The organism is Halobellus sp. H-GB7 (genome assembly GCF_030848585.1).
GTDB lineage: Archaea > Halobacteriota > Halobacteria > Halobacteriales > Haloferacaceae > Haloquadratum > Haloquadratum inordinatus.
In genome coordinates this window covers 895,093-918,464 of record NZ_JAVDDW010000001.1, presented here as the reverse complement: position 1 = coordinate 918,464, position 23,372 = coordinate 895,093, and the positions used below count along the sequence as shown (strand labels likewise).

Below are 23,372 nucleotides of genomic sequence, written 5' to 3'. Positions count from 1 at the left end.
TCGACGATTTCGATTCACGCGCCGTTTTCCGCCCCGACCACGTCCAGAATTTTTACGCTCGCCGTCGTATCGGGCGCTATGGCGGGCCCACCTCCCCAGGAATTGCGCCGCGTCGTCGAGCAGTTCCCGACGCCGCCCGACTCTGAGCAGTTCGACCGCGCCGACGACCTCCTCGACGGCGTCTACAGCGCGATGGCGCGGTCGTGGTACCCCGAGTTGGAGCGCCGCGTCGACGCCTACGCAGACGGCGACGTCCTCCGGGAGACGGTGCTCGAACACGTCGAGTCGGTGCCGTCGTTCCGGCTGTCCGACGGAGCGACGCCGCTGTGTGACCGTCGGGACGCGCTCAGGCGGGCGGCCGACGCCCTCGACGAGATCGCGGCGGTGTCGGCGTGGTACGCGGATCTGCGGGCGATGCTTTCGGACCGACCCGAGGAGTTGACGCGCATCGAACGCCTCCTCCACGACTTCGGGTACGCCCTGGCGCACGGGCTGTTTCTGGGCGCGTCGTCGCCCGAACAGGTAGTGCGGCGGCTCCGCGTGGCCTACCGCTCGGTCGGCGTCCGAATCGACGAAACCGGCTCCGACGCCGGGTGCGAGCGGACGACGTTCACCTGCCCGTATCGAAACGTCGCGGCCGGTCGCTACGGCGCGCGGTGGGTGTGTCACGAGAAACTGGACCGCGTCGACGACGGCTACGTGACGTACCTGCGAGAGCGCGGGATCGACTACCAGCGGCCGCGAGGCTGTCCCGACTCCGAGCAGTGCTACTCGACGGTCGCGAGAGACGGTCCGCGGCAGTGGTGGCCGCGTACGTCGCCCGCGGCGGTAAGGGAAAACGCCGACCTGTGACCCGACGGGACCGCCCCCGCGACGGCGCCGGATTCGATCTGGAGAGCGTTCGGCGCATCCAGCGCAGCTATGGGACCTGGGCACCGCTCTACGACTGGTTCGCGCGAGCGACGTCCTCGATCGGCGGCGTCCGCGCCGGGTGCGTGGCGGCGCTCGATCTCGACCCCGGAGACACAGTCGTCGAGTTCGGCTGTGGTCCCGGTGTCAACCTCCCCGCGCTGCGTGAGGCCGTCGGCCCCACTGGGCACGTCGTCGGCGTCGACATCACGGGGCCGATGCTCGACCGAGCCCGGTCGCGCGTGGCCCGACACGGTTGGGAGAACGTCTCGCTCGTGCGGGGCGACGCCACTACGCCGCCGATCAGCGCGGTCGACGGCGTCCTCGCGACGTTCGTGACGTCGCTGTTCGATGATCCCTACGCGGTCGTGAGTCGGTGGTGCGGCCTCGCCGACAGCGTCGTCGTGGCGAACTTCGTCCCCCGGGGAAGCCGACCCGCAAACGCGGCACTCGATCTGTTTGTTCGGCTCAACGGCCGACTGTTCGACGTCGGGAGCGCGGACGCGCTTTCCCTCCTCGACGAGCGGACGGCCGACTCGCGACGCGCGCTCGTCGACTGTATGGACGAGGTCGCATCCGAGGAGTACGTTTTCGGGACCATCGCGGTGAACGCCGGCCGCAGAAGCCCCGAACACAGCGCCCGAGAGTAGCCTGTCGCGAACGCGACACCGACGCGGTACCGCACCAGTTCGTATCGCGGCATACCGTTTCTCGTCCCCGCGAAAAGATCGATACGTTGATACCAGAACCCGTCGATTTTCAGGTATGCAGGGTCTCCAGTACAGTCGCGACAGCGGTCGGGATCTCCTCGAATGCCGACACTGCGGCGCGACGTTCCCGGAGGGAAAGGCGACGACTGACGGCTGGCACTACGCCTGTCCCGAGTGCGAGGAAGGACGCGGCATCGGCGACGGACTGCGCCGGCTGTAGTCGACGCCGACCGATCGCCCGTTGCGGTGTGGGTGCGCTACCAATAAACGCGCCACCCGTGAACGCGAGCCCCGCCGTACCCGCCGGCGCGGACTGAATCATTTTTTACGCCGGGGGTTCGCACTCATTCGTAATGACCGCGTACGACTACGACGATCTCGGCCTCGTCGCGGGCCTGGAGATCCACCAGCAACTCGATACCGCGACGAAGCTGTTCTGTGGGTGCCCGACCGAGGAGCGCGACCCGGACGCGGCGACGCGCTCGTTCACGCGCTACCTGCACCCGACGAAGAGCGAACTCGGCGAACTCGACGAGGCGGCGCTCGAAGAGAGCCGCGTCGAACGGGAGTTCGAGTACCTCGCCTACGACACGACCTGTCTCGTCGAGGAAGACGAGGAGCCGCCGCACCGACTCGACGACGAAGCACGAGACGTGGTGCTGCAGATCGCCGAACTCCTCGATATGGAACCGGTCGATCAGGCCCACGTGATGCGAAAGCTCGTCATCGACGGCTCGAACACCTCGGGCTTCCAGCGGACGTCGCTCATCGCTCAGGACGGCGCGATCGAGACGAGCGACGGCCCCGTCGGCGTCGAAGACCTGATGCTCGAAGAGGAGTCCGCCCAGCGCGTCGAAGAGCGCGGCGACGACGTCACGTTCTCGCTTGATCGCCTCGGCGTTCCGCTCGTCGAGATCGGGACGCGCCCCGACATCGACTCGCCGGAGCAGGCCCAAGAGGCCGCCGAGACGATCGGGATGCTCCTCCGCTCGACCGGCGCGGTCAAGCGCGGCCTCGGGACGATCCGCCAGGACGTGAACGTCTCGATCGCGGAGGGTGCCCGCGTCGAAATCAAAGGCGTGCAGGCGCTCGACCAGATCGACGAGATCGTCCGCCAGGAGGTCGGCCGCCAGGTCGAACTGCTGGACATCCGCGAGCAACTGCGCGAGCGCGACGCGTCCGTCAGCGACGTAACCGACGTCTCTGACGTGTTCGCCGACACCGACTCGGGCGTGATCGGCGGGGCGCTCTCGGACGGCGGCTCCGTGATGGCCGTCCCACTGTACGGCTTCGACGGACTCGTCGGGCGCCAGATCCAGCCCGACCGCCGGCTCGGAACCGAACTCTCCGATCACGCCAAGCGGCACGGCGCGGGTGGCATCTTCCACACCGACGAACTGCCCGCCTACGGCGTGACCGAAGACGAAGTCGACGCGCTGCGGGCGGCGGTCGACGCCGGCGACGACGACGCGGTCGCTATCGTCGCGGCCGACACCCAAACCGCCGAACTCGCCATCGAAGCGGCCGCCGAGCGCGCGGAAACGGCCATCGAGGGCGTGCCCGAGGAGACGCGCGGCGCCAACGACGACGGGACGACGCGCTACCTCCGGCCGCTCCCCGGCGCGGCGCGGATGTACCCCGAGACGGACGTGCCGCCGGTCGAACTCAACCCCTCGGAGGTCGAGACGCCGGAACTCCTCACCGAGAAGGTCGAGCGCTACCAGTCCGAGTTCGACCTCGACGCGGGACTCGCCGAGCAGGTCGCCTACGGCCGGCGGATGCCGCTGTTCGAGCAGGCGGTCGAGGAGGGCATCGACGCGACGTTCGCGGCCGGACTCTTGGAGTCGACGCTGACCGAACTCCGCCGCGACGACGTCGCCGTCGCGGAACTGACCGACGAGCACCTCCTCGCCGTGATGCACCTCGTCGAGGACGGCGACCTCGCGAAAGAGGGCGTCCAGGACGTCCTCGCGACGCTGGCCGAGAACCCCTCGCTCTCGGCCGAGGAAGCCGTCGAGGAAGCCGGCCTCTCCGGCGTCTCCGAGGACGAAGTCCGCGAGGCCGTCTCGGAGGTCGTCGACCGCAACGCAGACCAGGTGGAAGCCGAGGGAATGGGCGCGTTCTCGGCGTTGATGGGCGAAGCGATGGGCGCGCTCCGCGGGAAGGCCGACGGCGAGATCGTCAGCGACGTGCTGCGCGAGGAGATCCAAAAGCGGGCCTGAACGCCGACGCGACCGAATACATCTGCGTACCGTTTTCACCGACTGCTCGGTGCGCAATCAGTTGCAAACGCTACTATATCCGTGCTACCAATCCCCAATACCAGATGTGATATCTGGTGGCAACTCTTTTCACCGTGGTGATATCTGACGGAATATGGCGGATACCACGAACGAATGGGAAAATACTGCGGGGAGCGGGGACGGACACGAGGGGATTTTCGAAAAACTCACCAAGTACACCCCGAGCGGTCATTCGATTCCGGAAGACACCTGGCGCGGTCGGCACAGAAATATCGTCCTGCTGTTACTTGCGCACATCCCGTTTCTGTTCGCGCTCGGGATGTACGAGGGGACCGAATCGATCAGTGGGGCGACGTTCCCGGCGTACTCGCTGCCAGAAATCTTTCTGCGGCTGGGCGTCCTGTTCGGGTTCGCCCTACTCGCGAGTTGGCCTCGGCTCGGCCGCCGCATCCGGACGTCGCTGGCGACGATCGGGCTGGCGACGGGATCTGCCGTCCTCGTGTACTTCTCTGGCGGCCTGATCGAGGCGCACTTTCACTTCTTCGTCGTGATGGGCGTCGTCGCCGTCTACGAGGACTGGCTGCCGTTCCTCGTCGGTATCGTCTACGTTGCGATCCAACACGGCTACTTCGGGATGACGGCACCGGAGGCCGTCTACAATCACACCGCGGCGATTGCAAATCCGTTCGTGTGGGCGTTCATCCACGCGGCGTTCGTGCTGGCGCTCGCGGCCGCGCTGATGACGAACTGGTACTCGATCGAACGCTCCCGAGAGCAGGCCAGACAGCGGTTAGCCGAGACGGAAGCGGCCGAGGAAGCCAAAGCCGAGGTCGAGGCGAAACAGCGGGAGGTCGAACGCCTGAACGAACATCTCGAAGCCAAGGCAGATGCCTACAGCGCGACGATGGCCCGCGCCGCTGACGGCGACCTCGGCGCTCGACTCGACGCCGAAAGCGAGAGCGAGGCGATGGTTCAGATCGCCGAGGGCTACAACGAGATGATGGACGAGATGGAGACGGCGGTCCAAGACATCCAGGCGTTCGCACAGGAGGTGACAGCCGCGAGCGAGGAAGCCTACGTCGGCGCCGAGGAAGTCAAACAGGCGAGCGCGGACGTGAGCGAGTCGGTTCAGACGATTTCGGAGGGGACCGACGAACAGCGTGAGATGCTCGAAGAGGTGTACGCGGAGATGACCGACCTCTCGGCGACCGTCCAGGAAGTGGCGTCGTCTGCCGAAGGGGTCGCAGAAACCTCACACGAGACGGCGACCATCGCCGACGCCGGCGAGGAGACCGCACGACAGGCGATCGACGACGCGCAGGGCGCCCAGTCGTCGATCGACTCGACTGTCGAGCACGTCGAACGCCTCGAACGCCAGATGGCCGAGATCGGCGAGATCGTCGAACTCATCAGCGACATCGCAGAACAGACGAATATGCTGGCGCTGAACGCGAACATCGAAGCCGCGCGCTTCAGCGGCGGGAGTGGCTCCGGCAGCGGGGACGGCTTTGCGGTCGTCGCCGACGAGGTCAAGCAGTTGGCCGAAGAGACCCAGGAGTCGGCGAACGACATCGAGCAACTCATCGAGGAGACGCAAGCGCAGACCGAGCGCACGGTCACGGAGGCTCGCGCGGCCGACCAGCAGATGCAGGAGGGCGTCGAGGCCGTCCAAGACGTGCTCGACGCGTTCAGTCAGGTGGCGACGAACACCGAGGAGACCGACAGCGGCATCCAGGAGATCAGCGAAGCCACCGACGACCAGGCCGTCAGCGCCGAGGAGGCGGTCGCGATGGTCGAGGAGGTCTCCGAGATCAGTCAGACGACCGCCGAGGAGTCCGCAGACGTCTCCGCGGCCGCAGAAGAGCAGGCCTCCTCGATCACCCAGGTCAGCGCCAACGTCGAGTCGCTCACCGAGCAGGCCGAGCAACTCCAGGCGCTGCTGGCGAAGTTCGAGGTCTCCGCGGCGCCGTCACCGGTCGAGACCCCGAGCCCGACGTCGCGAGCGGGGTCGGACGTCGCGCTGGGCGACGGCGGCCGCTGATTCGGCCCACAGTCGCCGTTTTCTGATTCCCCGCCGCTCTCATTCGATCGGGACCCGTACCGCCGATTCCGCCGCGCGTTCCCGGAGCCGCGCGATGCGGTCCTCGATCCGTGGATGCGTCGAGAAGTACTCGCGCAGTCGACGTTCCTCCTCGGAAGGTACCTCGCCGTGCGTCCACAGCGGCGAAACCGAGCCGAAATCGGGCCTCGTGGCTCGGTCGAGTTTCTGGAGTGCGCTCGCGAGCGCGAGCGGTCGACCCGTCACCTCTGCGGCGCGCTCGTCGGCCGCGAACTCCCGTCGGCGCGCGTGCGCTCTGAGGAACAGCGTCGCCGTCACACCGAGAAGTGCGATCCCCATCTCGATCCGTGCTCTGAGTCGCCCCGGAACCGTCTCGGCCCACGACCGAGGCTCGCCGCGGAGCCACGCGATGCCGAGCGCGGCCCCCGTCACGAGGAACACGAGCGGTGAGAGGAGCAACTCCAGCGTGATGACGACGAACTGAGTGAGGCTGAGCGCCGTGGTCTGGACGAGACTGTCGTGCCGTTCGAGGTGGGCGAGTTCGTGGGCCAAAAGCGCCTCGAACTCCGCGGCGTCGAGCAGGCGAAACAGCGAGGCGTCGACGACGAGCGTGCCACGGCCGGGCGTCGGGAGCGCGAGCGCGTTTGGCATCCCGAGACGTGCGACCAACAGCCGGGGTTGCTCGACAGCCATCTCGTCTGCGACCGCCGCGAGCAGATCGTAGACGACCGGCGCACGCGAGGCCGGCAGTTCCCACGCGTCGACGGTAGCGAGGATCTGCCGCGTTCCCAGACGCAGGCTCAGAAACGCGACGACGAGCGTCCCGACGACGACGCCGAGGACGAGTACGACCGGACTGGGACGGAGCTGCCAGATCGCCGTGAGAACGACGATGCTCCCCAGCGCCAAGAGTCCGTAAAACGACAGCGCTGCGACCCCGACGGCCGTTCGCTGGAGGCGACTCGGTCGGGGTGAATCTCCCTGGTGCTGACTTCCAGGCGGGGGTGCTGACATCTGTTTCGTTACCGTTCCGTTAGGCCGCTCGTTCAGTCGGTGTGGACGCTGTCCGCTGCTGTCCGGTCCTCGTGCTCAGAGTCGGCAGCGTCGGCGTCGACGAGGTCGGTTTGGCCGTTGTCGGGGTCGTCTGCGGCGTCACCGTCCGTGTGATCGCCGAAGGTACGGTCGCCGAGCAGGTCGTTCGCTCGCCGGAAGATGCCGGTGAGCGTGGTGATCTCCCGCTCGGTCGGGTGCGCGCGGCCGAGCAGCCGTCGCATCATCACCCGCGTCTTCTCGCGTTTGTGCTCGCGGCTCTCGATGGAGCGGTGGAACTCCTCGAAGAAGTCGTAAAAGCGGTCGATGTCGGATTCGTCGGCGCGTTCGCGCTCGACGTCCGGCAGTTGCGTCTCCTCGACGGTCAGCGACCGGAGTTCGTACAGGAGGATCGTGGCCGCCTGCCCGAGGTTCAACACGGGGTAGTCGCCGCTGGCGGGGATCGAACAGACTTCGTCCAGTCGGGTCAACTCGTCGTTGTCGAGACCGGTCCCCTCGCGCCCGAAGACGAGCGCGGTCTGTGTGTCGACCGTTTCCAGGCTCTCGCGGACCTCGACGGGCGTTTTGAACGGGAACCGCTCGTGCTTTCGGCTGTCCTCGTTCGTGATCGCCGTGGTCCCGATCGTGTGGTAGTTCTCGACGATCTCCTCGAAGGTGACCTCGTCGGCGTTCGGGAGGACGTCCTCGCGAGCGTGCCCGGCGAAGCCGTACGCCTCGCCGTCCTCGCTGAGTTCCGGGGGATCGACGAGCTTCAGGTCCGTGAGCCCGAAGTTCTTCATCGCGCGGGCGATCGTGCCAACGTTCCCGGGCGTCTTCGGTTCGACGACGACGACGACGGGGTCGTGACTGCGTCCCGTCATCTACTTCGTCGGGTACTCCCGACCCAGATCGACGTCGTCGAGCGGTTCGCCGTCCGCATCGTCGTCGACAGTCGTAATCTCGCCCGTCCGCAGGTCGATACGCTTGCGCTCGCCCTCGTACTCTTCGTTCAGGCGGCGGTTGAGCTCCGCCGGGTCCGGCGGCGTCGGCAGTTCGTCGGGGTCGGTGTCGACGTGTTCGAGGCCGCCGTAGCCCTCGGGAGCGCGGTTGCCGGCGACGAACCACTCGTGGAACTCGTCGCGGAACGTCTCCGTGCCGGCGGCGTCTTTCCCGCCCGCCTCGCGGAACCAGTAGAGGAAGTCGGCCTCGTGCTCCGAACAGAGGAGCACTTCCTCCATCGGCTCGCCGTAGACGATCTCGGCCTGGTTGCAGCGCTTTTTGTTCTCCTCGCCGTGGACGAGATAGCAGGCGTCGCAGGGTTTGCCCTGCAGGTACGTCAGACGGATGAGTCGCTTTCGCGTGTCCTCCGGTACGTCGTCGAGCGACCGGAACTCGCCGTCGTCGGTAAACACCTCCTCCTCGTCGAAACGCCAGCCGCGGAGGCCGATGCTGACTTTGGCCATCGACGAACGGTAGCGTGCGATCGGATAAAAAGAGCGTGCCTCGGGGGTCGGCCGTGACGTTCCAGCAGAAGACTCCGGGGGAAGTATCAAGACGCATCGTCGGAAACGCCCTTCTATGCCTGCGGACGAGCCCTCGTCGTCATCACCTTCGTCGTCGCCTTCACGGTCCGGCACCGAGCAGTCCTCGTATCCCGACACGTCGCCGCTGTCGCCGCGGATGGAGGCGCTGCTCCTCGGCCGCGACCCCGACACGGCGGTTCGCCTGTCGGCCGTCGCGGGCACGCTCTTCGCCGTCACGTTCGTCCTGCACCTCCCGCCGCGGCTCGTCGGCTGGCTCTCGTTCCCGTTCGGACTCTTTCTGCCGCTTCTCGTCGGCACAGCATTCCTCGCGGCCGCGGTCGGTGCGTATCGCAACGACGGCTTCTTCGTCGCGCTCTCGCTCGCCGGCGGCCCGAGTTTCGGCTTTTATTTCCCCCTCGGGCTCTTCGAGTTGACGTATCCCAGTGCAACGGTCCTCGAAGGACTGACGATCGGCGCGACGGTCACCGTCGCCGCCGGCACAGCCGGATTCCTCGTCGGCGCGGGCGGGCGGCGAGCGATCCGCCGAATCCGCGACTGACGACGGAACTCGGTCGCCGATTCTCCGATGCGCGAATCGCTTCACCGTCGGCGCTCGGAGCGTGCGCCTTTTCCTTCCCCCGCGAGAACGCAGGGGTATGGACCCGAAGCGGGAGCTCACGAGCGTCGACCTGGCCGCCCTCGTCACCGAACTGAACCGGTACGAGGGAGCGAAGGTCGACAAGGCCTACCTCTACGGCGACGACCTGCTCCGCTTCCGGATGCGCGATTTCGACCGCGGCCGGGTGGAACTCATCCTCGAAGTCGGCGACGTCAAGCGGGCACACGTCGCAGACCCCGAACGCGTCCCCGACGCACCCGGACGACCGCCGAACTTCGCGATGATGCTGCGGAACCGACTGTCGGGCGCCGACTTCGCGGGCGTCGAGCAGTTCGAGTTCGACCGCATCCTCGTCTTCGAGTTCGAGCGCGGCGACGAGAACACGCGCATCGTCGTCGAACTGTTCGGCCAGGGCAACGTCGCCGTCCTCGACGAGACGGGCGAAGTCGTCCAGAGCCTCGAGACGGTCAGGCTCAAATCACGCACGGTCGCCCCCGGCTCGCAGTACGAGTTCCCCTCCTCGCGTCTCAATCCGCTCACGGTCAGTTACGACGCGCTCGCCCGGCGAATGGAGGACTCCGATACCGACGTGGTGCGGACGCTCGCGACGCAGTTGAACCTCGGCGGCCTCTACGCCGAGGAACTCTGTACCCGCGCGGGCGTCGAAAAGACGATCCCGATCGAGGAGGCCGGTGACGACGAGTACCGCGCGCTCCACGACGCGATAGAGGACCTCCGGACGCGACTCCGCTCGGGCGACTTCGACCCCCGCGTCTACACGGATGACGACGGCGCGGTCGTCGACGCGACGCCGTTCCCGCTCGAGGAACACGAGCGCAAGGGCCTCGACAGCGAGGCGTACGACACCTTCAACGACGCGCTCGACGAGTACTTCTACCGGCTCGAACTGGAGGGCGACGAGCCGGAGGAGACGGGTCGCGAGCGCCCGGACTTCGAGGCGGAGATCGAGAAGAAAAAGCGGATCATCGACCAGCAGGAGGGCGCGATCGAGGGGTTCGAAGAGCAGGCCGACGCCGAGCGCCGTCGCGCCGAGTTGCTGTATGCGAACTACGACCTCGTCGACGAGGTGCTCTCGACCGTCCGTGAGGCTCGCGAGAACAGCGTCCCCTGGGACGAGATCCGCGAGACGCTCGCGGCGGGGGCCGAGCAGGGAATCCCCGCGGCCGAAGCGGTCGTCGACGTCGATGGCGCCGAGGGAACGGTCACGATCGAACTCGACGACACCGAGGTAGAGGTCAACGTAGACACCGGCGTCGAGAAGAACGCCGACCGGCTCTACACCGAAGCCAAGCGCGTCGAAGAGAAGAAAGAGGGCGCACTCGCCGCGATCGAGAACACCCGCGAGGAACTCGAAGCCGTGAAACAACGGCGCGAGGAGTGGGAAGCCGACGACCAGGACGAAGACGAAGCCGAGGAGGAAACCGAACCCGAAGACCGCGACTGGCTCGAGATGGAGTCGATCCCGATCCGCACCTCCGAGCAGTGGTACGAGCGCTTCCGGTGGTTCCACACCTCCGACGGCTTTCTCGTCATCGGCGGCCGCAACGCCGACCAGAACGAGGAGATCGTTACGAAGTATCTGAACAAACACGACCTGTTCTTCCACACGCAGGCCCACGGTGGCCCGGTGACGGTCGTGAAGGCGACCGGGCCCTCGGAGCCATCCGAGGCGGTCGAGTTCCCAGAATCGACGAAACAGGAGGCCGCCCAGTTCGCGGTCTCGTACTCGTCGATCTGGAAGGAGGGCCGCTACGCCGGTGAGGCGTATATGGTCACGCCCGATCAGGTCTCGAAGACGCCCGAGTCCGGCGAGTACATCGAGAAGGGCTCGTTCGTCATCCGCGGCGACCGGACGTACTTCAGAGACGTCGCTGCCGAGGTCGCGATCGGCATCCAGTGTGAGGGCGTCACCCAGGTCCTCGGCGGCCCGCCGTCGGCGATCGAAGAGCAGGTCGAGACGTCGATTCGCGTCCAGCCCGGTCGCTACGCCCAGAACGACGCCGCGAAGATGCTCTACCGGGAGTTCCGCGAACGCTTCACCGACCAGAAGTTCCTCCGAAAGGTCGCGACCCCGGACAAGATCCAGGAGTTCCTGCCGCCCGGCGGGAGCGAACTCGTCGAGTAGCGCGATTTTCGTACGGCAGGCAGTCCCGATTTTGACTGAGACTGCTGTTATCACCAATCTCGGGGGTAAGCCGCGCGTACTGTCCGTACGTGGTCTATATTTATCTTTGATGACATCGTACTGTACGCTTGGAGCAAATCGGCTGTTCTGCGTCACAGCCGCGACGGGACGCCCGTCGACGGTCACGGCGCAGCATACAGCCACGCTCGGTGATCATTATGATACAAGACTCACTGCAGTACCTCAGAAACGACGAGAATTGGGTTACGACTGTCCTCATCGGGGGGATACTCAGTCTGCTGGGCGTCCTGATCGTCCCGACGCTTCTGGTCCTCGGATATCTGGTACGGGTCGTCCGCGGGACGATGCACGGCGAGGAACAGCCGCCAGTGTTCGACGAATGGGGTGACCTGTTCACTGACGGGCTCAAGGCGTTCGTCGTCGTCTTCGTCTACGGGCTGATCCCCGGGATCATCGCAGCGGTCGTCGTCGGCGGCGGGATCTTCTCGTTCGTCGTGGGCGGCGGATCCGACTCTGCGGGCCTCGTCGGCCTCGGAATGGCAGGGATTCTCCTGGGAAGCCTACTCGCGCTCGTGTTGAGCCTGCTGGCGGCGTACGTCGTCCCGGCGGCGATCTCGAACCTCGCGCAGACCGATCAACTCGGGTCCGCGTTCTCGATCAGTGAACTCCGTCCCGTGCTGACCTCGGGCACGTACGCGACCGCGTGGGTGTACGGCTTCGCGCTCATCATCGCGGCCAGCCTCGTCGCTGGCGCGCTGAACGTGATTCCGCTACTCGGGCTTCTCGCGGGCGGATTCCTCGGGTTCTACGCCGCGGTCTCTGCGTACTACCTCATCGGCCAGGCGTGGGGCGAGATCCGCGACGTCGAGATGCGCGAGAGCGACTCCCTCGACGAGCAAGCGGCCGTCTGAGAGCCGGAACTTCGACACCCAACGTCGGCTCTCACACCGCGTTCTGACTTTCGCTACGGATCTGCTCTTGAAACCCGCAGCCGGCGGTCGTTTTCGGGAGTGCTGCAGTATCTTGGGTGCGAACTTCTTCCGCCCCGTCGGACCGGCTCAGGCTCCCCCGACTAGTTGTGATTGTCCAATCAATCACGATAAATTAGTTTATTTTAATATACTCTCTGAGATACCAACCCTCGTTGCTTTACCACTTGAATGATTAATAATAAACATTATGAGAGGGCGTCAATCAGAGTCACGGCGACGGTTTTTACAGCTGGCAGGAAGCTCAGCGATTGTTGGTGCCGCCGGCTGTGCGGGCACGCCCGAACAAGAGTCATCTCCAACCGAACCGGCAGATGACGAGGACGGGGATCGGGAGACTGATACGGACGAAGAGCTCCCCGAGGGCGTCTCGGCGGACGAGTTCGAGCACGGCCCGGTGCCTCAGGAGTATCGGACGGCGGACTCGATCGGCGGTGAAACGCGCACTCCGGACGAACTCCAGATCAAGGCCGACGTCCAGTTCTCGGAGTACGACGAGGCGCTAGAGAACGCGGCCCACCAACCCGGACGGTGCTGCGCGAATTGCAGTGAGTATATCGCTGACAGGAACGGCGACGGGTTCGGTGCCTGTGCCGCGGTCGAGGGCTATATCGGTGGCGCTGATTGGTGTACCATCTGGGAGGAGCTACCGGAACCCGAGGTTCCCGAAGGGATGAGCGAGGACGAACTCGCGACGGCCGAGGTCCCTACCGAATACCGGACGGCGATCTCCCAGGCCGGAGAAGAGCGCGACCCAGACGAACTCCTCGCCCAGGCGAACGTGAGCTTTGGCGAGTCCGTCGAGAAAATCGCCGACGGCGTAGCCCAGCCTGGGATGTCCTGTGGTAACTGTGCGGAGTTCATTCCTGACAAGAACGGCGACGGATGGGGCGCGTGCGCAGCGGTTGAAGGGTACATCGCTGTCGAGGACTGGTGTGCGGCCTGGGAAGCTGTCAGCGAAGAACTGGAATAGAGCCATCCAGAGTGAAGAACTCCACTCGGCCTATCGGGTCCTGACAGAAAGCACTGAATCGGTCTGGGCTCACGGCGCTAGCGTGGGGGTCTGGTCACGCTCTGAAAGTCTCGACGAGGCCGACGATTCCCTAAACTTACCTTTCTCCACTGATTCCTCCGAGTCGATGCTGTCGGATGCCCTCCACTATCCGCTCGATAGCGACGATTGGCTTCGCACGATACTCATCGGGGGACTGTTGAGCGTCCTCTCGGTGCTCGTTCTCCCGATTCCGCTCCTTCAGGGGTACTACGTTCGCGTGTTGCGCGGCACGACCCGCGGAGACGCCACCCCGCCGGCCTTCGACGAGTGGGGCGACCTGTTCGTCGACGGCCTGAAACTGATCGGCGTCAACATCGCCGTCTCGCTCGTCGTCGTCGTGGCGATGTTCGTCGTCGGGATCGTCACGGGATTCGGCTCCGCGATCGGGTCCGGCGCCGGCCCCGTGGTCGGAACCGGATCGAACGGCGGTCTCAGCGGTCTCGGCGGACTCGGCGGGCTCTTGACCGTCGTCGCGTTCTTCGCCTTCGTCGCGTTCGCGCTGCTGCTCGGCTACGTCGCGCCGGCGATGTTCGCGAACTTCGCTCGCGAGGACTCGATGGCGGCCGCCTTCGATGTCTCGACGGTGCTCGCGGCGGCGACGACCTCCGAATACCTGATCGCGTGGGTGCTCGCCGTCGTCGTCGGGCTCGTGCTCGGGACTATCGCGAGCCTGTTGGGTATCGTCGTCGTCGGGATTTTCGCCCTCTTCTACGTGCAGGTCGTGACGTACTACCTGTTCGGTCGCGGGTTCGCCGACGGCCTGGCGGACGCCCAGCGCGGGTCGCTATAGCAGGATCTTTCTCCCCGCGTCCGAAATCGGGGATATGCGAATTTCGAGCCGCGGCCGCGGCGAGGAGGGGCGCGAGCGGATGACGCTCGTCCCCGAGAACGTCGACGACCTGTGGCACCTCTCGCACGTCCTCGAATCCGGCGATCTCGTCTCCGGCGACACCACGCGCCGTATTCAGCGCGACGACGAGAACCTCCGGGACACGGGCGGCCAGCGCGAGCATCTGTTCGTGACGATCGAAGTCGACGACGTCGAGTTCGCGCGCTTCGCGAACCGTCTTCGAGTCGGCGGCGAGATCGTCGACTGCTCGCGCGAGGACCAGCTCGGGCACCACCACACGCTCAACGTCGAGGAACACGACGAGATCACGATCGAGAAGCACTTCAAGCCGGACCAGGTCGAACGGATCGAGGAGGCCGAAGAGGCCGCCGAGAACGCCGACGTCGCCATCGCGACCGTCGAGGAAGGCGAAGCACACATTCACACGGTCGCACAGTACGGCACCGAAGAGCGCTTCTCGTTCACCGCGCCGACCGGCAAGGGCGAGTACGCCCGCCCGCGCTCGGAGCTGTTCGCCGAGCTGGGGAAGGCGCTCTCGCGGATGGACGTCGACGCGATCATCCTCGCCGGTCCGGGCTTCACGAAGCAGGACGCACGGGATTACATCGAGGAGAACCACCCCGACGTCGCCGACCTGCTCACCGTCGTCGACACGGCGGGCGTCGGCGACCGCGGCGTCCACGAGGTGCTGAAACGCGGCGCCGTCGACGAAGTCCAGACGCAGACCCGGATCTCGAAGGAGGCCGAACTCCTCGACGATCTGATGGAGGGCATCGCGACCGGCGAGAAAGTCGCCTACGGGATCGACGAGGTCGCCGAGGCCGCAGAGTTCGGCGCCGTCGAAGAACTGCTCGTCGTCGACGACCGCCTCCGACAGGAACGGCAGGGCGACGGCGACTGGGACGTCGACGTCAACGACGTCATCCAGTCGGTCGAACGGCAGGGCGGCGAGGTCACCGTCTTCTCCGGCGAGTTCGACCCCGGACAGCAACTCCGGAATCTGGGCGGCATCGCGGCGCTGCTGCGCTATCGGCTGCAGTAACGGGTCTGTCGCTTCGCCTCCGACTTATTCGCCAGTGAGCGCCTGGCTGCCGGGCGCGAAGTCGATCGTCTCTCCCAGGCCGGCCTCCGTCGCCTTCTCGTAGAGCAGGTACGCGCCGGCGACCGTCTCGATACCGGTTCCGCCGCTGTCGAAGACGGTGATCTCCTCGTCGGACTCCCGACCGGGGGCGTTGCCGGCGACGACGTCGCCCAGCTCGGCGTGGACGTGGTCCTCGTCGACGACGCCTTCCTCGAGTGCGTGGAGGAACGAGCCGGCGTCCTGGAACGCGCGGTCGCGGAGGTCGGGCACGTACTTCGCGCGCTCGATGGTCGCGGCGTCGAGTTCGCGCTTCTCGGGGTTGTACTGACCCATCGCAGTGACGTGGGTCCCCTCTTCGAGCGCGTCGCCGTCGAAGACCGGTTCGCTGGCGTTCGTCGCAGTCACCACGATGTCGGCGCCCTCGACGGCCGCGGCGGCCGAGGCGACGGCGGCGACGCTGCCGTCGAGTCGGCGGTCCATCTCGCCGGCGAAGGCTTCGCGGTGCTCTTTCGTCGGCGAGTAGACCCAGACGGTCTCCAGATCGCGGACCGTCGCCAGCGCACGGAGTTGGCCGCGCGCCTGTGCGCCGCTGCCGATGATCGCTGCGGAGCGCGCATCCTCGCGTGCCAGTTCGTCGGCCGCGACGGCGCCTGTCGCACCGGTCTTGAAGGGATTCATACTCGCGCCGTCGAGCAGCGCGAGCGGTTCGCCGGACTCCGGATCGAAGATCGGCGTCGTGAACCACGCGTCCTCGGCTCCGAAGCCGGCGGTGTACATATAGCCGCCCATCGCGCCGGTGTCCGGGAGGATCGCCGCATACGTCGTGAGAAAGCCCGGTGGATCGGCGTTGCCGAGTTTCGTTCGCGGTTCGGCAGGAGCCCCCTCGCCGCGCTGTCGGTACGCGTCGCGGACGGCGTCGACGAACTCCGCGGGCGTCGCGAGACCGTCGACGTCCGAACTTTCCAGAAACAGCGTCTCAGTCATACGACCGCGTTCGACGGCCAGCGGTAAGAACGTGCGGGAAACTGTGAGGTGCGGGATTCAGAAACGAATACGCGGGACGTATCGTACAAGAAACAGCGATGCGACAGGGAACTGGGAGGGAGTATCGCAAGTCCTCGTGGATTTCTCGCCGGACGCCAAGGCGAGTATATCCAGACAGTTACGAGAATCCCTATGAACGTTCAGTCGGCGTTCTGTAGCCGAACGTTCTTTCGGGTGTCGGTCCCGTCGAAACTGGATCGGGCACTGGTGGAAACCGGCGCGCGGACGAAGAGTGCGTGTCCGATGATTCCTGCCGCGACGGCGGCCGCGATGGGCACTGCTTGGGTGAGAGAGAGGCTGGTCTGCACAAGGCCGCCGGTCAGGCCGAACAGTGCGAGTGGAATGAGTCCGAGAACGTAGTCGTAGTACCCTGTCATAATACAATATATACTACGGGAGTAGGGAATATAATTGTTTCCCATCTCTAACTGATATATTTGCCGTCGCTGTTTAGGTGGTTTCTCATAAGTTATGAGAACAGCTCACGACGCAGAGCCACTCAGACCCGAAATAATGGGGGTGCCGAATTGTACTATTCGTACGTTTTTGCTTGTGTCTTAGTGTGACACAGCAACACACTAACCGATGCAGCGTGTCCCACACCGGAGCGTTGAACTAACCGGTCCCCGGAACGTACGACGTGAACTCGAACGATCGGTCGATCGTCGCGTTGGTGATGCTCGCCCACGGGATGGTCCACACCTACGAGCTTTCGATCCCGATCTTCGTCTCGATCTGGCTCACGGAGTTCGACGTGCTCTCGCTCGGCGTCGCCGAGTTCGAGGTGACGGCGGCCACGCTGGGACTGGTCGTGACCGCGGGATACGGTCTCTTCGGCGTGGGCGCGCTTCCGGGGGGCGTGCTCGTCGATCGAATCGGCTCGCGGCGACTCATCACGCTCTGTCTGTTCGGGATGGCTGGCTCGTTCGTCCTCCTCGGCGTCGCGCCGAACCTCCTCGTGGTCACGCTCGCGCTGCTCCTGTGGGGCGCGGCCGCGAGCGTCTACCACCCGGCGGGCCTGACGCTCCTCTCGAAAGGCGTCGAAGAACGCGGTACGGGCTTCGCCTACCACGGAATCGCCGGGAACGTCGGAACCGGCTTGGGACCATTGCTGACGGCGATTCTCCTCCTGTTCGTGGACTGGACGATCGTCGCCGTCGTTCTCGCCGTGCCGGCGCTCGTCGCCGGCGCGTACGCGATCCGCGCACGGTTCGACGAGACTGCGGCCGTCGCATCTGATACCACGGCCCCCGACGGTGGAGGGGGATCCGACGGCGACAGCAGAACCGAAGGCGGCGTCGCCTCGTTCACGGAGTTCGCCTCCGAGACGCGGCGGCTCTTCGCAGGGGCGTTCGCGCTCGTCTTCGTCGTCGTGATGGCGTCGGGACTCTACTACCGCGGCGTCCTCACCTTCCTCCCGAACCTTCTCGAATCCTTCCCGGCGTTCGCACCAATTCCTCTGACGTCGCTACTCCCGCCGTTCCTCACCGACGCCCTGGGCATTCCCCCCGGATCGGGACGCTCACTCAATCCTGAGCGGTACTTCTACTCTGGACTGCTGATCGTCGGCGTCTTCGGCCAGTATCTCGGCGGCAAACTCACCGATCGGATGCCGGTCGAATACGGATTGGCGGGCGGTTTCGGCTTGCTAGCCGTCCTCGCGGTCGTGTTTCTTCCCGCCGCGAACGCGGGGCTCGCACCACTCTTGGCCGTCGGTGCGATCCTCGGCTGTGCGCTCTTTCTCGTCCAGCCGTTCTACCAGGCGACCGTTGCGGAGTACTCGCCGGCCGGCACGCGCGGCCTCTCGTACGGCTTCACGTACCTCGGCGTGTTCGGCGTCGGCGCGCTCGGCGGTACTGTCGCCGGCGCGATTCTGACCTATGCGACCCCGACAGCGCTGTTTGCGACGCTCGCAGGATTCGCTGCCGTCGGCTCGGGAATCGGCGTCGTGCTCGCCCGGCGCGGCCGATAACAGCGACGTGGCGACGTTCGGCGAGGTTCAGCGACGTGGCGACGACGTTCGACGAAAAGAACTTCCGGCAATTACCGGAGTAGGGCGAAGAACAGCCAGCGACCCGCGATCAGTGCGACGCCGCCGACGAGGAGCACGACGACGCCGAACGAGACCTGGAAGCCGCCCGAAAACAGCGGCGAGGCGCGGAGCACGAAGCCGATGACCGCTGCCGGAATCCACGCCCGGATCGCGAGCGGGATCGCTGCTTTCGCCGACTCGGCTGCGCCGGCGGAGTACGCGCCGATGAGCGGGCTCGCGACCGCCCAGCCGACGAGGAACGGGACGAGCGTCAACAGCCACGCGACGGGGGCCGTCGAGAGATACTCGACGCCGTTGTGGTTGATCACGCCGATCGTGAGGACGGCCGAGAGCGCCAACACGTCGACGACTGCGAGGGGAAAGGCCTCGGCGTCGATGCGTCGTGCGAGGAACGACTCCTCGGATGATGCCATACTCGTCGATTTGGACGCTCCCTAATGGCTCTCTCGGATTCCATCTCGTGGCAGATCCAGTCGAATCCCGACTGTCGTCCCGAATTACTCCCGGGGGACGCGGCCGACGACGACGTATCCGAACCCCTCGCGGACGATCCGCGCCTCGAATCCCGATTCCGACAGCGCCTCGCAGAGTTCCTCGGGCGTCCAGAACGTCGGATCGAAGCCGACGAGTTCCTCGGCGGCGACGAGCGCACGGCCGCGGACCCCTCGCGGATGGAACTCCTGGACGACGAGCACGCCGCCGGGACGGATGACGCGCGCTGCTTCGGCGAGCCCTGCCATCGGGTCCGGGAGATGATGTAGCGCGTCCACGACGACCGCGGCGTCGACCGCGTCGTCGGCGATCGGTAGGTCGCCGGCGTCGCCGCGGACGGCCTCGTGGCCCGCGGCCCGAGCGCGCGCGAGCATCCCGGCGGAGACGTCGACGACGACCGGATCGATCCCCACGCTAGCGAGCCCCCGCGAGGCCCGGCCGGTCCCGCCCGCCAGGTCGATCACGCGGTCGATCGGCCGGTCGGCGAAGGCGAAGGCGTCGCGCAACCGACCCACCCGCGCCGGCGGCATCGCGACGTCGTAGAGTCGAGCGACACGGTCGAAAAATCGGACGTCGCCGGGGCCGAAACGAGAGGACATAGACTCGCTACGGCAGCGGCGGGAAAGGAACTGTCGGACCGCCGCACTCTTTTCTGTGCCCTCCGTCTCCCTCCACGATGGAGTACGTCGTGCTGGGCTGGCCGTCTGACGGGCCGACGCTCAGGCTCGATTACAGACGGTTCGCCTACGCCGGGAAGTTCGTGATGTCGAACACGGGCAAGGCGGTCGTCCGGGATGGAAGCAGTGACAGCGAGGAGTTCGACACCGACGTACTGGCCGCGCTCGCGTTCAACGCCGACCGGACCGAGTCGGACACGCTCTGGTACCGCTACGTCACCGTCCGCTCGGACGCGAAGGGCGAGGGCCTCGGCCCCCGACTCGCGGTCTTCGTCGCCCCACGCGCTGCCGAACGGGGGTACGAGCGACTGCGGATCGCCGTCAACAACCCATTCGCTTACGAGGCGATGTACAAAGCCGGGTTCGAGTGGACCGGCCGGGAAACGGGCCTCGCCGAACTCGTTCTCGAACGGCCGGCCGACGCGTCCGAAGACGTGCTCGCGACGGCGGATACGGGTACGTACCAGGACGGACTCGACCGATACCGCGAGCGCGACCTCGGGGAGCCGGAGGCGTCGTTTCTGGCCGATCGCGTCGGTGCCGACCCACCCGCCGTCGTCACCGCGCCTCGCCAGCCCTGACGATCCATCGGAGCCGGCTCGGACCCGGACGATTAAACTGCCGTGCGGTCGAATCTCGAACAATGGGTAACGCAGATCTGCGGAGTCTGGCGGTGCTTTCGGAGGTCGACTTCGACGAGGTGGCCGGGAGCGTCGTCGCCGTCGACGCGCACAACTGGCTGTATCGGTATCTGACGACGACGGTCAAGTTCACGCGCGAGGAGGCGTACACCACAGACGCGGGCGAGGAGGTGGCGAACCTGATCGGCCTCGTGCAGGGATTGCCGAAGTTCTTCGAACACGACCTCGTGCCGGTGTTCGTCTTCGACGGCGGGGTGACGGAACTGAAAGACGACGAAGTCGCCGAGCGACGCGCCGCTCGCGAGAAAGCCGAGGAACAGAAGGCGGCGGCCGAAGAGCGCGGCGACGACGTGGCCGCCGCCCGCCTCGAAGCGCGGACCCAGCGCCTCACGGACGTCATCCACGAGACGACGCGTGAACTCCTCGAACTCTTGGACGTTCCGGTCGTCGAGGCACCCGCGGAGGGGGAGGCTCAGGCGTCGCATATGGCACTCCGCGGCGACGCCGACTACGTCGGCAGCGAGGACTACGACACGCTGCTGTTCGGCGCGCCGTACACACTCCGACAACTTACCTCGAAGGGAAATCCGGAACTGATGGACCTCGAAGCGACGCTTTCCAAACACGAGATCACCCGCGAACAACTCGTCGACGTCGCGATCCTCTGTGGCACGGACTTCAACGAGGGCATCTCCGGCGTCGGGCCGAAGACGGCGCTGTCGGACATCCGCGAGCACGGCGACCTCTGGGCGGTGCTCGATGCCCGCGAGGCGTACATCGAGAACGCCGACCGCGTCAGAGACCTCTTTCTCGACCCGCCCGTCACGGACGATTACGCGTTCGATACCGACCTCTCGCCCGATATCGAGGCTGCACGCGCGTACGTCACCGAGGAGTGGGAGGTCGCCGCCGACGAGGTCGCACGCGGCTTCGAGCGCATCGAGTCCTCGCTCGTCCAGACCGGCCTCGACGAGTGGACCTGATCGGCGAGCGTGTCGGGAGCGTGAACCGGACGGCAATGAATCGGGAGCGTAAACCGGGAGACAGCGGATCTGTGACGGCCCGTCCCCACCGCTAGCCGGTAACTCAAACGAGCGTTCCACCTATCCCAACTGGTATGATACCGTCAATCATCTGTAGTGACAATGCGTCGCCGCCGCCTCCTCTCGCTCGCCTCCACCCTCGCGTTCGGCTGTCTGTCGGGGTGTCTCTCTCCGACGGGATCCGACCCCGCCACGAGGTCGCAGACGCCCGAATCGCTGCCTCCGAGTGGCTACGGAACCATCTCGGAGTTCGACGCTGGCGACCCGTTTGAGACCCGTCGCGTCGGTGACCCCTCCGAGGACCACCACCACCGCGTCGTGGTCTGGAACGACGACTCCGAGCGCCGGTCGATCGGCATCCGCCTCCGGGACGTCGACGCCGACGCGTCCGTTCTCGATGCCGCGCCCACGTTCCCGGCCTACGGCTCGCTGCTCGTCGAGGTGTATCGCCCGACCGACTACGTCCTCGACGTGGCGCCGCCGACGGATACCGACCGCACGCTCGGCATTCGCCGAGACTTCGTCGACTGCAACGACTCGGCGACGCACGTCGCCGTCCGTCCCGACAGCAGCATCCGCGCACGCGTCGTCTCGACGGCGCTCGCCTGCAACGTCGGATCGACAGCGGCAGGCGCAGCCGAGGCGACGCCCGCTTCGACCGCGAATACGACCGGAGACCGAGCGTGATTCTCGTCCGCTCGCGCCGCGTCCTGTCGCGTTCGCACGTCTTCGGGCACTCGATCGCACGACGCCGTCGATTTGCGCGGTAGCTTTTTGTCCCGTCGCGGTCCCTCGTTCGGTATGTCCGTTCTCGAGATGGGTCGTTCGCGACTCTCGTGGTGGGTGGTGGGACTCGCCCTCGGAGCGGCGCTCGCGTACATCGTCTACTCCTTTATCGGGACGTTCGTCTTCGGCCTCTTCCTCTATTACGCCACTCGGCCGATCTACCGGCGGATCAAAAAGCGGATCCGACCGCCCAGCCTCGCGGCCGCGATCGCGCTCTTCGTGTTGGCGTTGCCCGCGCTCGCGCTCATCACGTACACGGGAGCAGTCGCCGTCAGCGAACTGGTTCGACTCACGAACCAGGGCGTCTTCGACCTCTCGCGGTATCCGATCTCGGCCGATCAGCTCGAACGGTTGACGGACTTCGAGCGGCTCCTCACCTTCGATCCAGCGTCGCTGACGTTCGCGCAGGTCCAGCAGGTCGTCTCCTCAGTCGGTTCTGCGAGCAACGTTCTCGCGTTCGTCGGCGTCGGCCTCGTGCATCTGTTCGCGATGATCGCACTGGCGTTCTACCTGCTCAGAGACGACGCGAAGCTCTCGCGCTGGCTCAACTCGCGGATCGCCGACGACCGCGGTGTGATGGAGGCGTTCCTCGGCGGCGCCGACCGCGACTTCACGAACATCTTCTTCGGAAACATCCTCAACGCCGTTCTCACGGGGACGATCGGCGTCATCGCGTACTCGATCCTGAATCTCGTGGCTCCGTCGGGCGTCGCAATTCCCGCGGCGGCCCTCATCGGCCTGCTCGCTGGCATCGCGAGTCTCATCCCCGTCGTCGGAATGAAACTCGTCTACGCCCCCGTCGCGATCTATCTCGGCGTTACGTCGTATCTCTTCGATCCGACGACGCTGTGGTTCACGGCCGTCTTCGTCGCCGTCTCGTTCGTCATCGTCGATACGATCCCGGATCTCGTGCTTCGTCCGTACGTCTCCGGCCGCAATCTCCACGTCGGTGCGGTGATGATCGCCTACACGCTCGGCCCGTTGCTGTTCGGCTGGTACGGCATCTTCCTGGGGCCGATCGTGCTCGTGCTCATCGTGAACTTCGCCCGTCACGTGCTGCCGGTGCTGATCGCCCGGGAGCCGCTCGTTCCGTACACGGTCGATCCGGGTGTGGTGACGCCGCGGGGATCGACACAGGTACCAGCGGCGAATCCCGACGTCGTCGCCGACGGGCCGAAAGCAGAATCCGACGACTCAACCGACGAGCCGGCAGATGACTCCCCGGAGACGGACGGTGGCACGGAGACGGCAGGCGGCTCCTCACGCGGCGACCGGGACGGCGGCGACGCTACTGGCGAGTTCGAGTTCGGAGCGGAACTGGCAGAATCACGAGACGAAGAACCGACCACAGAGTGAGGTACCATCCTGGGCGCGAGGTGGCTCACTGCCCGGATCGACGATTA

At 66.0% G+C, this 23,372-nt stretch carries 23 protein-coding genes; 16 read left to right on the top strand and 7 right to left on the bottom strand.

The features are described 5' to 3' along the window. Nucleotides 1–78: 78 nt before the first annotated feature. The 5 genes from RBH22_RS04780 (at nt 79) to RBH22_RS04760 (ending at nt 5,903) form a co-directional block, all read left to right on the top strand. Nucleotides 79–852, top strand: a complete 774-nt coding sequence (locus RBH22_RS04780; protein ID WP_306676694.1) for a hypothetical protein — start codon at nt 79–81, stop codon at nt 850–852. Beyond that, nucleotides 849–1,559 carry a class I SAM-dependent methyltransferase gene (locus RBH22_RS04775; RefSeq protein WP_306676693.1) on the top strand — a complete coding sequence of 237 codons (711 nt, stop codon included), beginning with the start codon at nt 849–851 and terminating at the stop codon, nt 1,557–1,559. The genes RBH22_RS04780 and RBH22_RS04775 overlap by 4 nt, the downstream gene beginning before the upstream one ends. 115 nt (nt 1,560–1,674) lie before the next feature. Continuing rightward, a complete protein-coding gene (locus tag RBH22_RS04770; protein WP_199723082.1) occupies nt 1,675–1,839 on the top strand; it encodes an HVO_2901 family zinc finger protein in 165 nt (54 codons plus the stop codon). A 133-nt stretch (nt 1,840–1,972) separates the two neighbouring features. After that, a complete protein-coding gene (gene gatE, locus RBH22_RS04765; protein WP_306676692.1) occupies nt 1,973–3,841 on the top strand; it encodes a Glu-tRNA(Gln) amidotransferase subunit GatE in 1,869 nt (622 codons plus the stop codon). 154 nt (nt 3,842–3,995) lie between these two features. Further along, nucleotides 3,996–5,903 (top strand): methyl-accepting chemotaxis protein, encoded by a 1,908-nt coding sequence (locus RBH22_RS04760; RefSeq protein ID WP_306676691.1) that lies wholly within the window; start codon nt 3,996–3,998, stop codon nt 5,901–5,903. A gap of 39 nt (nt 5,904–5,942) precedes the next feature. Here the strand turns inward: RBH22_RS04760 and RBH22_RS04755 are convergent, their stop codons facing one another. Genes RBH22_RS04755 through RBH22_RS04745 form a run of 3 tightly spaced genes read right to left on the bottom strand, consistent with a single transcriptional unit; the run spans nt 5,943 to nt 8,413 of the window. Continuing rightward, complete coding sequence (locus RBH22_RS04755; protein ID WP_306676690.1) at nt 5,943–6,935, bottom strand: M48 family metalloprotease; 993 nt, start codon at nt 6,933–6,935, stop codon at nt 5,943–5,945. Between the two features lie 32 nt (nt 6,936–6,967). Next, nucleotides 6,968–7,831, bottom strand: a complete 864-nt coding sequence (locus RBH22_RS04750) for an RNA methyltransferase (protein ID WP_306676689.1) — start codon at nt 7,829–7,831, stop codon at nt 6,968–6,970. Further along, nucleotides 7,832–8,413, bottom strand: a complete 582-nt coding sequence (locus tag RBH22_RS04745) for a hypothetical protein (protein ID WP_306676688.1) — start codon at nt 8,411–8,413, stop codon at nt 7,832–7,834. 115 nt (nt 8,414–8,528) lie between these two features. Here RBH22_RS04745 and RBH22_RS04740 point away from each other — a divergent pair, with 115 nt between their 5' ends. The 6 genes from RBH22_RS04740 to RBH22_RS04715 all read left to right on the top strand — a co-directional run bounded on the left by RBH22_RS04740 (nt 8,529) and on the right by RBH22_RS04715 (nt 15,194). Continuing rightward, nucleotides 8,529–9,032 carry a hypothetical protein gene (locus RBH22_RS04740; RefSeq protein ID WP_306676687.1) on the top strand — a complete coding sequence of 168 codons (504 nt, stop codon included), beginning with the start codon at nt 8,529–8,531 and terminating at the stop codon, nt 9,030–9,032. 97 nt (nt 9,033–9,129) lie between these two features. After that, a complete protein-coding gene (gene rqcH, locus RBH22_RS04735; RefSeq protein ID WP_306676686.1) occupies nt 9,130–11,238 on the top strand; it encodes a ribosome rescue protein RqcH in 2,109 nt (702 codons plus the stop codon). A 218-nt stretch (nt 11,239–11,456) separates the two neighbouring features. Then, a complete protein-coding gene (locus RBH22_RS04730) occupies nt 11,457–12,170 on the top strand; it encodes a DUF4013 domain-containing protein (RefSeq protein ID WP_256290406.1) in 714 nt (237 codons plus the stop codon). Nucleotides 12,171–12,438: 268 nt separating this feature from the next. Further along, a complete protein-coding gene (locus RBH22_RS04725; protein WP_256545063.1) occupies nt 12,439–13,221 on the top strand; it encodes a high-potential iron-sulfur protein in 783 nt (260 codons plus the stop codon). Between the two features lie 166 nt (nt 13,222–13,387). Next, complete coding sequence (locus RBH22_RS04720) at nt 13,388–14,092, top strand: DUF4013 domain-containing protein (protein WP_306676685.1); 705 nt, start codon at nt 13,388–13,390, stop codon at nt 14,090–14,092. A 34-nt stretch (nt 14,093–14,126) separates the two neighbouring features. Next, the gene (locus tag RBH22_RS04715) at nt 14,127–15,194 is read left to right on the top strand and encodes an mRNA surveillance protein pelota (protein ID WP_256290400.1); all 1,068 of its coding nucleotides are present in this window, start codon (nt 14,127–14,129) and stop codon (nt 15,192–15,194) included. A 24-nt stretch (nt 15,195–15,218) separates the two neighbouring features. Here the strand turns inward: RBH22_RS04715 and RBH22_RS04710 are convergent, their stop codons facing one another. Beyond that, a complete protein-coding gene (locus RBH22_RS04710) occupies nt 15,219–16,217 on the bottom strand; it encodes an ornithine cyclodeaminase family protein (protein ID WP_306676684.1) in 999 nt (332 codons plus the stop codon). A gap of 200 nt (nt 16,218–16,417) precedes the next feature. Continuing rightward, the gene (locus RBH22_RS04705; protein WP_306676683.1) at nt 16,418–16,654 is read right to left on the bottom strand and encodes a hypothetical protein; all 237 of its coding nucleotides are present in this window, start codon (nt 16,652–16,654) and stop codon (nt 16,418–16,420) included. A gap of 299 nt (nt 16,655–16,953) precedes the next feature. Between RBH22_RS04705 and RBH22_RS04700 the strand changes: the two genes are divergently transcribed. Further along, a complete protein-coding gene (locus RBH22_RS04700; protein WP_256290481.1) occupies nt 16,954–18,249 on the top strand; it encodes an MFS transporter in 1,296 nt (431 codons plus the stop codon). Nucleotides 18,250–18,320: 71 nt separating this feature from the next. On the opposite strand, the gene RBH22_RS04695 is transcribed toward RBH22_RS04700, so the two are convergent. Then, nucleotides 18,321–18,743 (bottom strand): DUF3054 domain-containing protein, encoded by a 423-nt coding sequence (locus tag RBH22_RS04695; RefSeq protein ID WP_256290397.1) that lies wholly within the window; start codon nt 18,741–18,743, stop codon nt 18,321–18,323. A gap of 84 nt (nt 18,744–18,827) precedes the next feature. Beyond that, nucleotides 18,828–19,421 (bottom strand): methyltransferase domain-containing protein, encoded by a 594-nt coding sequence (locus RBH22_RS04690; protein WP_306676681.1) that lies wholly within the window; start codon nt 19,419–19,421, stop codon nt 18,828–18,830. A gap of 77 nt (nt 19,422–19,498) precedes the next feature. On the opposite strand from RBH22_RS04690, the gene RBH22_RS04685 reads away from it, so the two are divergent. The 4 genes from RBH22_RS04685 (at nt 19,499) to RBH22_RS04670 (ending at nt 23,325) form a co-directional block, all read left to right on the top strand. Further along, nucleotides 19,499–20,080, top strand: a complete 582-nt coding sequence (locus tag RBH22_RS04685) for a GNAT family N-acetyltransferase (RefSeq protein WP_306676680.1) — start codon at nt 19,499–19,501, stop codon at nt 20,078–20,080. 62 nt (nt 20,081–20,142) lie between these two features. Next, entirely contained in the window at nt 20,143–21,123 is a 981-nt protein-coding gene (gene fen / locus RBH22_RS04680; protein ID WP_306676679.1) for a flap endonuclease-1, read from the top strand. Between the two features lie 162 nt (nt 21,124–21,285). Then, complete coding sequence (locus tag RBH22_RS04675; RefSeq protein WP_256290393.1) at nt 21,286–21,870, top strand: hypothetical protein; 585 nt, start codon at nt 21,286–21,288, stop codon at nt 21,868–21,870. A gap of 114 nt (nt 21,871–21,984) precedes the next feature. Further along, complete coding sequence (locus RBH22_RS04670) at nt 21,985–23,325, top strand: AI-2E family transporter (RefSeq protein ID WP_306676678.1); 1,341 nt, start codon at nt 21,985–21,987, stop codon at nt 23,323–23,325. Nucleotides 23,326–23,372: the final 47 nt, after the last annotated feature.

Coding starts and splice junctions, on each gene's coding strand:
- RBH22_RS04780 (WP_306676694.1), top strand. CDS start 79: ATGGCGGGCCCACCTCCCCAGGAATTGCGCCGCGTCGTCGAGCAGTTC.
- RBH22_RS04770 (WP_199723082.1), top strand. CDS start 1,675: ATGCAGGGTCTCCAGTACAGTCGCGACAGCGGTCGGGATCTCCTCGAA.
- gatE (WP_306676692.1), top strand. CDS start 1,973: ATGACCGCGTACGACTACGACGATCTCGGCCTCGTCGCGGGCCTGGAG.
- RBH22_RS04760 (WP_306676691.1), top strand. CDS start 3,996: ATGGCGGATACCACGAACGAATGGGAAAATACTGCGGGGAGCGGGGAC.
- RBH22_RS04755 (WP_306676690.1), bottom strand. CDS start 6,935: ATGTCAGCACCCCCGCCTGGAAGTCAGCACCAGGGAGATTCACCCCGA.
- RBH22_RS04750 (WP_306676689.1), bottom strand. CDS start 7,831: ATGACGGGACGCAGTCACGACCCCGTCGTCGTCGTCGTCGAACCGAAG.
- RBH22_RS04745 (WP_306676688.1), bottom strand. CDS start 8,413: ATGGCCAAAGTCAGCATCGGCCTCCGCGGCTGGCGTTTCGACGAGGAG.
- RBH22_RS04740 (WP_306676687.1), top strand. CDS start 8,529: ATGCCTGCGGACGAGCCCTCGTCGTCATCACCTTCGTCGTCGCCTTCA.
- rqcH (WP_306676686.1), top strand. CDS start 9,130: ATGGACCCGAAGCGGGAGCTCACGAGCGTCGACCTGGCCGCCCTCGTC.
- RBH22_RS04730 (WP_256290406.1), top strand. CDS start 11,457: ATGATACAAGACTCACTGCAGTACCTCAGAAACGACGAGAATTGGGTT.
- RBH22_RS04725 (WP_256545063.1), top strand. CDS start 12,439: ATGAGAGGGCGTCAATCAGAGTCACGGCGACGGTTTTTACAGCTGGCA.
- RBH22_RS04720 (WP_306676685.1), top strand. CDS start 13,388: ATGCTGTCGGATGCCCTCCACTATCCGCTCGATAGCGACGATTGGCTT.
- RBH22_RS04715 (WP_256290400.1), top strand. CDS start 14,127: ATGCGAATTTCGAGCCGCGGCCGCGGCGAGGAGGGGCGCGAGCGGATG.
- RBH22_RS04710 (WP_306676684.1), bottom strand. CDS start 16,217: ATGACTGAGACGCTGTTTCTGGAAAGTTCGGACGTCGACGGTCTCGCG.
- RBH22_RS04705 (WP_306676683.1), bottom strand. CDS start 16,654: ATGACAGGGTACTACGACTACGTTCTCGGACTCATTCCACTCGCACTG.
- RBH22_RS04700 (WP_256290481.1), top strand. CDS start 16,954: ATGCTCGCCCACGGGATGGTCCACACCTACGAGCTTTCGATCCCGATC.
- RBH22_RS04695 (WP_256290397.1), bottom strand. CDS start 18,743: ATGGCATCATCCGAGGAGTCGTTCCTCGCACGACGCATCGACGCCGAG.
- RBH22_RS04690 (WP_306676681.1), bottom strand. CDS start 19,421: ATGTCCTCTCGTTTCGGCCCCGGCGACGTCCGATTTTTCGACCGTGTC.
- RBH22_RS04685 (WP_306676680.1), top strand. CDS start 19,499: ATGGAGTACGTCGTGCTGGGCTGGCCGTCTGACGGGCCGACGCTCAGG.
- fen (WP_306676679.1), top strand. CDS start 20,143: ATGGGTAACGCAGATCTGCGGAGTCTGGCGGTGCTTTCGGAGGTCGAC.
- RBH22_RS04675 (WP_256290393.1), top strand. CDS start 21,286: ATGCGTCGCCGCCGCCTCCTCTCGCTCGCCTCCACCCTCGCGTTCGGC.
- RBH22_RS04670 (WP_306676678.1), top strand. CDS start 21,985: ATGTCCGTTCTCGAGATGGGTCGTTCGCGACTCTCGTGGTGGGTGGTG.